Raw genomic sequence first — 9009 nt, 5'->3', positions numbered from 1 at the left:
AACGAAGTGAAAGTGGGGGTAGTTCAACCTAAAGAGTTTGAAAGTATGGAACAATTTAAGCAAGAACTAGAAACTTATATTCATTACTACAATCACAAAAGAATTAAAACAAAACTAAAAGGATTGTCCCCTGTGCAATACAGAGTTCAATCCTTAGTAGCTGCTTAATATATTTGTCTAATTTTTTGGGTTCAGTTCATCAAATAGGTGGGCTTTTTAATGTAGAAAAAAAGACACCCAAAGGTGCTTTCCTCTGACTTGATCCACTTTAATTTTAATAATATGTATTGGGCCCCTATTTAAGTGTTATTTTAATGCATTAATAATGCCAGTTGTTAAGAAAAAAGGCACTCCTTCGAGTGCCTTTTTCCTATTCTACTTTTAACTTAATTTCTTTACCTGTCATACCGCCACTAGCTTTTAAGAAAAGACCTTCAGCATCTTTTGGTATATCAAATACAATTTTACCTGTCTGTGTTAGACCGGGATTCAATTGTTTTAAGAAGAAGTCAGTTTTCCCACCATTAGTTAAGTCAAAAGATGTTTGACCTTGTGTTGAATATGTGAATTCACGACCTTTGTTATCTACTAATTTAAAACTATTAGCATCAACAGTAATAGCGTCTTTTTGATTATTAGTAAGTGTAACTTCTAAAATTTTAAAGACACCTTGTGCTTGTTCTTTTGTATATTCATTACCCACAGAATCTACTGTTTCCATAGATCCTACAGCGATTTTTACATCAGAAGATACACCTTCTTTTGATACTGCTTTAGTGTCTGTTGAAGTTTTTTCTGTTGAGTCTCCACCACCAGCGACCATAGCAATTATTCCGATTACAAATAAAGCTATAATGCCTAGGCATCCAAATTTAAATATTTTTCCCACGTTTCTTCCTCCAATTATGTAAAATATAAGATTACCAAGCTAATAATAACAAACTATATATAAGGATATTGTCATATTATGTCGAAAGGAAATAAAAAAGATAGTTTTGAATTTTCAGGCTGAAATTTTGTCTCATGACCTATTTTTCTTCGCATCTTGGCAGTACTTCTTACTCATAAAAAAAGACACCCAAAGGTGCCTTCTTCCTACTTAAACCACTTTAATTTTTGGACTCTCATCCTTACCGAATGGAAAGTAGAGATGATTCAATTATGTACCGATCTGGAGCGTCTCCTATATAGTTAAAAGGATAACAAGTTGTTAATGTTAATGTCGGCTCACTTTTTTCTACAATAACTGTTCGATCTTCTGAATCTGTTATCCAATGCTTGTTAATTTTATAAGTATATGTTTTATTTTCATATTCCACGATAAGTTGGTCATTTTCCTTTAATTGACCAAGCTCGGTAAAAACAGTATCTCTATGTCCACTTAAAACTGTATGACCATTTCCAGATGGTGTAGTAGTTAAGTCACTAACAAACATACCTACACCCTTTTTTAGTACTTTATCATCAGCTCCCCAATATACAGAGTATTTCTTTTGTATTTTAGGGATAATTAAATATGCTACTTTATCTCCTAACTGATGGTTTACCTTTGAAGAGGGAATTTGTGCAGGTTCTTCAGGTTGTAATGAAGTTTCATTTTCAGTTTCTGTCTTTATCTCTGTTTGATTGATGTTTTGCGTTTCATTTTCTTTAGAAGGTGTGGGGATTTCATATTGTTTGGCCTCGTTAGTTGTTAACGACTCTGCTGATTGTCTAGCACTATACCATTCTAGAAAATAATAGGAAAAGATAGTAAGTCCAATAACAGTTAAACATAAGCCTATCCATTGTTTTTTATTCACTTTTATCACTCCATTTGAAAACGACAGGATTTCTCCTGCCGTTTTAAGGAACTATTTTATGCGTTTGTCTTTTTACGACGGAACATTAATACTGATCCAGCTAATGCTAATCCTAAGCTTGCTAACATCATTGTAACACCGTTTGATGCTGTATTAGGTAATTTTTCACCTTGTTTTTTCGTTTCTTTTTTCACAACTGTATTAGTATTTTTCTTTGTTTCTTTTGCAGTTGTTTGAGGCTTAGTTTGTTCTTGTTTATTATTTGTTGTTTGGTTATTTTGTTTTGAATTCTCTTGCTTAGTGTTTTCCTGTTTAGTATTTTCTTGTTTAGGTTGTTCTTGAGGTTTGTTTTCATCTTTTTTAGTAGTTTGTTTGCTAGCTAAAAATTGATCGTAGTCTCCTTTTTTCACTTCACAAGGTAAGCCGTCATTGTCACGATCTAAGTCATGAGGATCATTAGTTGCGCTGTATCCATTGCTGTGCCAAAATTCCATAACTTCTTGTTTGTTTTTAAAGTGACTGCAATTCTTGTCGTTTGGATTTTTTTCTGCAAATGCAGCAGAACTGTACCCCACTGTTAATAGTGTTACCGCTGTTGCTGAAGCTAATAATTTTTTCATAAATTTCTTCATCTCCCTAAATGGTATGTATTTACATTGAAATATTTTACATTTAAAAAATTAAAAATACAATAATAATTTGTAGATAAATGTAAGATTTCTAGATAATAATAGCAAATTGTTAATTCGTATATTGTCATATTATGTCGAGGGAAAATAAAAAAAGACAACCTAAGGTACCTTCCTCTGACGTGAACCAGCTTAATATTAATAATATGTATTTGGACTACCATCCGAATATTTTTTTAACATGTAAAGTGAAAAAGTAGCATTAATTCTAGAATGATAACAATAGCTGAACGGAATGAAATAAGCCAGTCGGCCTTCTTCAAACGGGTCAAAAATGGTATGAATTCATATGAAACAGCAAAGAAGGGAAAAGGGTACGCAGTGCATTTGGAATTAGCGAGAAAGAACGGGATTAAGAACGTTACTTTTTACTCAAGGATTAAAAGAGGCATGAAGCTACTACGAAGTCATTCGTAGGTCGTAAGGAAGTGCAGTAAATTATCTAGGATACGATATGAGTGAATAAGACAGGTAATGGATTCAGAGAAATATAGTTAAGTCTACTAATGAATGCGACTTATTTGAAGAGAGTTGGGAGGAACTAGAACCGTTATTAAAAGGAGATGAAGATGCTACCTACTAGGAATAAAACTCCAAGCCAAATTATAGAATCAACTAAAACCAGGAACCGGTTTATCTGTGGTTTTCGAAATTCTTTTATTAAGCTCAAAAATGCACTCATTCCGAAACAAATACATAACAAAATCATTATTGTCTCTGATATATTGATAATTTAATTATATACTGAAAAATATGTACATATAAATTTTTAAAAAGTCCTTATTTGAATAAAAAATGGTCCTTACATTACGTAAGAACCCCATAATCGAAGAAAAAAGTCGTATGTGAAACCATGTGGGAATCACAATAATATTTTAACACCTAAATATATAGTTGTCTATACATGATTGAACAAAATAGTTATTTAAACGAAGGAGCTCTAGATTTAGGGATCTAGAGCTTCTTGTGTTGGTATAACCCACACGGTTTATGAAAAGAAAAGAACTCAATGAAGATAACACATGAATGTTTCATAAATGTATCAAAAAAGTGAACAAAATAGTTATTTGAGAGAAAGGGGGAACAGAAATGGAAGATAATTGGTGCATTATTTGTAGAGAGTATGTTGATGAATGTATTTGTGATGAAGAAGAGGAAGAAAACTAAACAAAAACGCTATTTTGTTAGAAAAGGAGAATAGAGAATGGGAGAGATTAAGTTTCGTGCTTGGGATGAAATAGAAAAACGAATGATTGGTTGTTACGATAGAGTATTTACAAAAAAACAATAACAATTCCATGTTGTGTGAATACCCTTTAAAGAATATTTCGGAATTATATGTAAAATACATGCAGTACACAAGATTAAATGATAAGAACGGTAAGGGAATTTATGAAGGAGATACTGTCCATATGTATAGCGTTATACCAGGATGCGACATTGACGAAATAGGAATAGTTAAGTTTAAAGAATGTGGTTTTCTGTTTGAAAAGACAGACGGAAGTTACGGTTGTTCGATATTTAGTGAAGCAACAGAGATTGAAGTTATTGGGAATATCTACGAAAACCCAGAACTAATTAAAAACTAAACAAAAACTTCATTTTAAACAACAAAGCAGCTAGCCGAAATAGCTAACTGCTCCGTGGTACAATTTTAGAAGTTTCAATCGATACAGATATATGTTGTAACAAAAAGTTACAACTATAGTATAAACAAATATCAAAATATTATGCAGGTAAGAAAACTAAACAAAAATTTCATTAAGTTGGAACATAAAAAGAGCACTTAGTAAAGTGCTCTCGTAACGAGACCCATTTTATAACGATTATTTTATAAAGAAAGAAACTCAGGATATTATATGTGCGCCAGTCAATTGAGTACCTTGTACAAATAAAGAGCAGCTAGCAAAAGCTAACTGCTCATATAAGGAATCGGAGAAAGATAACCGTGTGTCTACAGTATTGACGGAATATTGAGTTTTATTAAAGGGGAGGCTACATGTTTTCGAAAACATTCACGAAAATCCAGCTTCTACGTAAAATGGAAGCAAAATGTATAATAAGGGAGTATTTGTATGAGCGACAGGTATAATTTGTATAATTATTATCAAAATTTTTATTATAGATCCTCGTTAAGACAACCCCAAGAAGAAATTGCACTCGATATTATCAATGAGTTTAAATATCTTATAAATAACTATTTAGGGGAGTTATTTATAGCTAGTAGCAAAATAAAATTAATTGTTGCATATCCTTCGATAGAGAACATTGAGAAAATAGTAAAGAATGAGCTGATTGCCTGCATTCAAAAAATACGAGATGGCATGGAAAAAGATATACGGCCAATAATTCCATCACAAGATCAATATTCTTATCTTCCTAATAATTTTGATAAAACTATTGATATAGCTAGACTTAAAGCAAAACAAACATTCTGGCAATGTTTTAATAGAGCTCCCAGTTATAAAATACTAAGCGAATACAAGAATTCAATAGATATTGATACTAAGTTTGAGGTACATGTATCTCAACATTGAGAGAGAGGAATAACAATAGGACTAGGAAATCGTGGAATGGCGCTTATAAACAAGCGTCCGACTCCTGTGAAGGTGTTAAAAAGTAAAGTTGGCCGTGTGCTAAGTGTTACTATGAAGCTAAGAGTAAAGTAGCCTATGAAGGCGTGTATAAAGGAAGAGCTATAGCATTTTAAGCGAAGTCTACAGAGAAAGACACACGTTTTGATTTAAATAACATAGCGCAGCATCAATTAGATTACCTGGAGAAAGCGGAGAAGATGGGGCAATATGTTTCTTCCTTATTGAGTTTAGCAAGGATAAATTAGTATTCGTAGTATTACTATCAGTCATTCGGTCTTATGTAAGGATGTCTCATCAACCAAAAGAATCCTAAGATGGGAAATGTTTTATGAAAATTAAGCATGGTAAACCTCATTGGGTATATAAAGGATTATAATACATCGTTGGTCTATTTAGAATACTAACCATGAATGGGGTGGAATTATGCATGGTTAAATCAATAAAAATTATACATTAAATGTATTTAATGAGTCATCTAGGTATAAAGATAATCGATAATCATACAATGATATGGAAGGGTCTTTTCTAACGTGTTAGTTACCTCAAAGTATATGTATCTTTTGGCACCTGGGCGAGGGGCCTTTTTTTGCACATTATGATAAGGACAAGCATATAATGTAATAGGACGAGTTCTTCGTGTCCTATTCAATGCTCAGAATAAACCCCAATTCACATTGAGAGCGCCAATAGCGAGGGTGCTCTCTTTATATTGAAAATAAACAATAAATATATATAATATGATTAATGGATTTATATTTTAATCTGAGGGGTACAAATTCGATGCGACGTAAAAAGGATTTGTTGAAACAATGGAAGGTGGATTTGCAGGCTGTTCAAGAAGAAAAGAGGATGAAGAAGAAGACTAAGAATAAGAAATATAGCATCCCTGGTAATACAGCTGGATTCATGAGTGGGAAGAATACTTATCGTAAAGAGAATGGGGTATGGAAGCAAAGAAATAAATGATTTTGATTAAGTGTATAGGAATTATCGTAGGCGTTGCCATAATCGGGGTGGCGTCTTATTTGTTGTTAAGGAAAGATAAGAATAATATATTTTAAATTTTAAAAATATAAAGAATATTAAGTTGTATTATGGTATGATTTATTATTATTGTAATTTAAAGGGGGGATTTGTGCGTAAAGTGTAGGGTTGGTTTTAATGAGGGATTCTGATCACAGAGAAAAAAAGGCAATATTAAAGTTACGGCTCATTTATATACCACTTGCATTTGGAAAATTTATCTTTACGATTATCGTAGATTATTTTTAAAAAAATAAAGATTTTGCATTTGAAAAACAATTAATCTATTTATTTTCGTTTGTTTTCCTCTAACAAAACAAACGAAAATAAATGTCTTACTTATCTGTTTAAAAAGTTGATGCTTTTAGATGATGTAGGGAAATGCTGTGAAAAATTATTGGAATTATACCTTGTATCCATCTAAGAATTAGTCTGATATAGAATATATAAAACAATGATAACTTTTAAATAATATCAGGGGATGATAGTGGGATATGCAAGATCTAGAATTGCAATTTAACACGGTAGAATCATATGGTTCTACAAAAATATTCATTGGAAAGTAGAATAGAGCGAAAAATCTCAAGAAAATATAAAGTTGTTGAAATTTTTGTGTGAATTCATTAATATGTAATTGTATTTATTGTTTATTTGATTCTGTTTACTCTCACACTTTATAAGTTGTGGTTGAGCTGTAGAAGCAAGTTTCGTCTTGTTTCAATTCTGAAAGGGCTTCTTTGAGCTGATTAGTGTATATATAGTTTATTTTGCTATACACATTTTTAATCGACTTGAAGAAGCTCTTTTTGTGTTGTTTCTAACTCTGTTTGATTGGAGAACTCATTATTACATTGGGCAAAAAAATTTATTTAGGGGGATTTAATAATGATAATCAGTTATGAATTATCATTATTTTGTTCTACACATCCGGATAATCCTATTCAAAGTTTACGTGCATTACAAGCACTTAATCCGATAAAAGAGGAGTTATTCTCTTTAACAGGTGTCAGTGTATCGTAATGAATAATTTACAGAACCATATGGAAATATGTAGACAGAGGGAATGACAGAAATCCGTAGTGAAAGATTACTATGAATTTCTGTCTTTTATTTTATCGGGGGCAACAAAGGCACGTATGGAACGTAAGATTAACAAAGAATTCAAGAGAGCTACACAAATGTTGGCTTATTATGAAAAACAGGTGGAAAATTTGATGGAATATCTTATCAAGCGAAAGTGCCTGTGTACTTTAATACAGCAATTAAGTTAGATACGAAGGGAATCAAAAAGTATTGGTTTACAAATCATGAGATGTTTGATATAGCATTTGAAGCATACGTAGAATCGGATTGGCAAGATCAAGAACATAGAAATGATTAATTAGTTTGTAATACGTATCCTTTTGTATATTCATTAGGTGATTATACGTAATATCCTAATGTAATTATAAAAAGTTTATTGGAAGTAATAGTCCCATATATAATAAAAAGTATACAAGGAGTGGGGAAAAATGAATTATAACATTCAAAAAGGACAGTTTCGTTTAACAAGTGCTTATCCGAGAGGCAGCTGGTGGGAGTTTTACCGTATACCTTGTCCAATTTGTTATGATACAGGCAATTGTATGCTGCATATTTCGCAAGAGAAGGTAGCATGTACACGTGTAGAAAGTAAATGGATTTATGGGAAAAATACGGGAAATCCAAGCTACATTCATTACATAAATGGAAAAGATAAGTATCAATTGCCCGAGGCGGATGAAGTTCAGATTCATGATAAGAAAAGCAATGAGGAATTAGATGTGTTTAATCGGAAGTTAATGGATTTCATACCATTGCAGGAGCATCATCATACACATTTATTACGAGATAGAAAAATGAGCGAGGAACAAATACAAGTATGTCAATATCGATCTTTCTTAAAACAACAAATTGTGTTAGAGGAGGATACTACGTATACGACTGTTTGGGAGAAGCTATTTAAAAAGATGGGGAATAAAAACTGTTGGCAGGGGGTTCCGGGCTTTTATGAGTTGAGGAAAGGTCAACTTTCTCTTCGTTTGATGTCAGGATCTTCTGGTATATTGATTCCTTTTCGAAACCAGTACAATCAAATTGTTGGATGGCAGGTTCGTGTGGATGAAGTGAAAAACTCCGTTCATGTGAAATCGGTACTTACTGGAGTTCAAGCGGAATTAATCGAGCAGCCTAATGTTGTAAAGATAACAAAAAATGGTGATTGTATCTTTGAAGGCGAACTAGAAGTGAGGAAAAAGGTAGAGATTCCATTTCAAGAGGGACAAATTGTTGTAAAGATTCATAAAGGGCAAAAGTATCTGTGGCTCTCATCAGCAAATAAAAATCAAGGGACTGGTGCAGGTGGTAGTGAAAATCCACTTCCTGTACATGTAGCGGTACCGAGTTCTCATTTAAAACATTGGAATTCTGGCACATTGCATCAAACTAAATCAGTAATGATCACAGAAGGATCCATGAAAGCCGATTTGATTGCTAATTTGCTTCCAGAGAGATTTAATAAAGAGGAGATTTCTGAAATAGGAACAACGGTTCTTGCGATTCCTGGTGTAAATGCTTGGCGAATTGCTATGCCTGTATTAAAGGATATGGGTATAGAAAATGTCTATTTAGCGTTTGATGCCGATTTAGTAGAGAATCAAAAAGTAAGGAAAGCTCTTATAGACTTTGCGACAGAGTTAAAGCGATTGGGCTATAACGTAATCATAGCTGCATGGAACCCAACGCAAGGTAAGGGGCTGGATGATACAATGCAAGCGGGATTTAAACCTGTATTTCAGAGATTGTGAAAGTCATAAAGTAGGTTGATATTTTCATAAATAGGCAGATTGAAAAAGATAGAGTTTTTAATTCTATCTTTTT

At 32.6% G+C, this 9009-nt stretch carries 9 protein-coding genes and 2 pseudogenes; 8 read left to right on the top strand and 3 right to left on the bottom strand.

Annotation, left to right across the window (positions count from 1 at the left end):
* A partial coding sequence (locus tag RT27_RS34360; protein ID WP_156137722.1) for an IS3 family transposase occupies nucleotides 1–168 on the top strand: 168 nt, incomplete at its 5' end.
* Nucleotides 169–370: 202 nt separating this feature from the next.
* Here RT27_RS34360 and RT27_RS27420 read toward each other — a convergent pair.
* The 3 genes from RT27_RS27420 to RT27_RS27410 form a co-directional block, all read right to left on the bottom strand.
* The gene (locus RT27_RS27420; protein ID WP_000516002.1) at nucleotides 371–889 is read right to left on the bottom strand and encodes a DUF4352 domain-containing protein; all 519 of its coding nucleotides are present in this window, start codon (nucleotides 887–889) and stop codon (nucleotides 371–373) included.
* A gap of 241 nt (nucleotides 890–1130) precedes the next feature.
* Nucleotides 1131–1802, bottom strand: a complete 672-nt coding sequence (locus RT27_RS27415) for a class D sortase (RefSeq protein ID WP_043938363.1) — start codon at nucleotides 1800–1802, stop codon at nucleotides 1131–1133.
* Between the two features lie 56 nt (nucleotides 1803–1858).
* On the bottom strand, nucleotides 1859–2422 hold the full coding sequence (locus RT27_RS27410) for an excalibur calcium-binding domain-containing protein (protein WP_043938362.1): 564 nt from the start codon (nucleotides 2420–2422) through the stop codon (nucleotides 1859–1861).
* A gap of 1322 nt (nucleotides 2423–3744) precedes the next feature.
* On the opposite strand from RT27_RS27410, the gene RT27_RS27405 reads away from it, so the two are divergent.
* The 7 genes and pseudogenes from RT27_RS27405 to RT27_RS27390 all read left to right on the top strand — a co-directional run bounded on the left by RT27_RS27405 (nucleotide 3745) and on the right by RT27_RS27390 (nucleotide 8936).
* Nucleotides 3745–4080 carry a YopX family protein gene (locus tag RT27_RS27405; protein ID WP_231577716.1) on the top strand — a complete coding sequence of 112 codons (336 nt, stop codon included), beginning with the start codon at nucleotides 3745–3747 and terminating at the stop codon, nucleotides 4078–4080.
* 486 nt (nucleotides 4081–4566) lie between these two features.
* On the top strand, nucleotides 4567–5028 hold the full coding sequence (locus tag RT27_RS35910) for a hypothetical protein (protein ID WP_043938360.1): 462 nt from the start codon (nucleotides 4567–4569) through the stop codon (nucleotides 5026–5028).
* A 39-nt stretch (nucleotides 5029–5067) separates the two neighbouring features.
* Nucleotides 5068–5392, top strand: a pseudogene (locus RT27_RS35430) (Holliday junction resolvase RecU); the annotation flags it as partial.
* Between the two features lie 476 nt (nucleotides 5393–5868).
* Nucleotides 5869–6054 carry a hypothetical protein gene (locus RT27_RS27395; protein ID WP_043938359.1) on the top strand — a complete coding sequence of 62 codons (186 nt, stop codon included), beginning with the start codon at nucleotides 5869–5871 and terminating at the stop codon, nucleotides 6052–6054.
* A gap of 942 nt (nucleotides 6055–6996) precedes the next feature.
* A complete protein-coding gene (locus RT27_RS36150) occupies nucleotides 6997–7131 on the top strand; it encodes a hypothetical protein (protein WP_269429676.1) in 135 nt (44 codons plus the stop codon).
* Nucleotides 7132–7223: 92 nt separating this feature from the next.
* Nucleotides 7224–7633: pseudogene (locus tag RT27_RS36285) on the top strand (LPD1 domain-containing protein); the annotation flags it as partial.
* Complete coding sequence (locus RT27_RS27390) at nucleotides 7623–8936, top strand: DUF3854 domain-containing protein (protein ID WP_043938358.1); 1314 nt, start codon at nucleotides 7623–7625, stop codon at nucleotides 8934–8936. The pseudogene RT27_RS36285 and the gene RT27_RS27390, both read left to right, overlap by 11 nt.
* Nucleotides 8937–9009: the final 73 nt, after the last annotated feature.

The sequence above is a fragment of the Bacillus sp. L_1B0_5 genome, assembly GCF_000836715.1.
In the GTDB taxonomy this organism is placed as follows: Bacteria; Bacillota; Bacilli; order Bacillales; family Bacillaceae_G; genus Bacillus_A; species Bacillus_A thuringiensis_S.
The sequence above is the reverse complement of the archived record's forward strand: the minus strand, read 5'-3'. Positions and strand labels throughout refer to the sequence as shown.